The sequence below is a fragment of the Klebsiella sp. ME-303 genome (assembly GCF_007910085.1).
GTDB lineage: Bacteria > Pseudomonadota > Gammaproteobacteria > Enterobacterales > Enterobacteriaceae > Klebsiella > Klebsiella michiganensis.
Genome location: NZ_VOJB01000019.1, coordinates 1 through 1,433, shown reverse-complemented (window position 1 = coordinate 1,433; position 1,433 = coordinate 1). Strand labels below are relative to the sequence as shown.

The following is a 1,433-nucleotide window of genomic DNA, read 5'->3' as shown; positions in this document are numbered from 1 at the left end:
GTTACTGGCGGCATTCTGGATCGCCGTCCCCGAGCCTGCGCCCGCAGCGCCCGTGACAACGCTGGTCCCGACGCCCACCACGCCCATAATGGTTTGCATGACGGAACTGGTGACCAGCGCCTGAGCGGCCATATCAACGAGGTTTTTTATGATCGACTGCGTGAGCGAGGAAAACAGGTCAGCCATGTTCTCCTTAAAGCTTCTCGTCCGCGTCAGCATGCTCGTCAGGAAGTTGCTTGAGCGCTCATGGGCCGTTTCAAATAACCCGACGGCCAGGCTCTGGAATTCTCCCTGTGATCGGTATAACTCCAGTGACGTCTGATACTGCGCATCGGCGGATTCTTTCGTCGCCTTCTGCATCAGCATTTCGTACTGTTCTTTGCTGATCGCGCTGCCCTGGTAGTACGCCTGCAGCAATGCCTGCCGCTGCGCAAGCTGATTGCGCAGCGAGACCAGTGGATCAACTTCGCCGGCGATATCCAGTGCCGGCGCAGCGATTTCATCGGCATGCGCCTGCAGCAGCTCTTTCGCAGTATCTCTGGCCAGCGTTATTCGTGCGGCCTGGTACTCTTTTTCATCAAGAAGGCGGGCTTTGAAAAGCTCAGCCAGGTCCCGGCTGGCTTCCTGCTCTTTTCGCAGAGTTTCCTGGGCGGGGGAATACTGCGCGGCCAGATCCAGTCGCTGTTTCTGGTAATTCTCTGCGGTCATTAACAGCGCGCGCTGCAGGTCAGCATCACTGGCGCCATTTTTCTTCGCCGCTTCCTGCAGCTCCCTGTTACTGTCCTTTTCCTGCAGGTTAATTCTGGCCAGGCTGGACGCATGGGCTTCTTCAATTTGCTGCCGCAGCGTTTTGAACTGGTCGACCTTGGACTTACTGCCTTTCCCCGTGCCGGTACCGCCATCGCCGCCCCAGGGATTTCCATCTCCGGTCTCTTTGGGGGGCGTGCTTAACGCCCCTTTCAGATCGTCCGTAAGGGAGGTTATTTTTCCCGATAAACCCAGCTGAGCCAGTGTTTTTGCATCACTGACACGCTTAATGTTTTCCTCGGTTTTGCGGAGTCCCTCGTTAACGCTATCGAGATCCGCCCGTGCACGCGCCTGGCCTTTTGTTACCCCTTCCAGCTGGCCGAAGGGGTCAAACCCTTTCAGGCTGTCGATACGACTGTCGGCATCCTGAATCTCTTTCATCAGCTGGTTACGCTGCACGACCTGGTTTTCGTACTGATCCTCCAGGTCGAACTGCTTCACATTTAGCTGGTTAAGCGAGAGGCGCATCAGCGCTTCACTGGTTTCGACTACGGCATCTTTTAAATCAATGGCTGACTGCCTGGCCTCCTTTGCTTTCTCATGAAAGTAAAGGAGGCCCGAACCGGCCAGCATCGCGGCGCCGAACGGACCACCGATTAAATTTAATGCACCTCTTGCCAGCCCCA

At 56.2% G+C, this 1,433-nt stretch carries 1 pseudogene; it reads right to left on the bottom strand.

The features are described from left to right. Window positions 1-1,433 (bottom strand): annotated as a pseudogene (locus FQK12_RS00135) (phage tail tape measure protein); the annotation flags it as partial.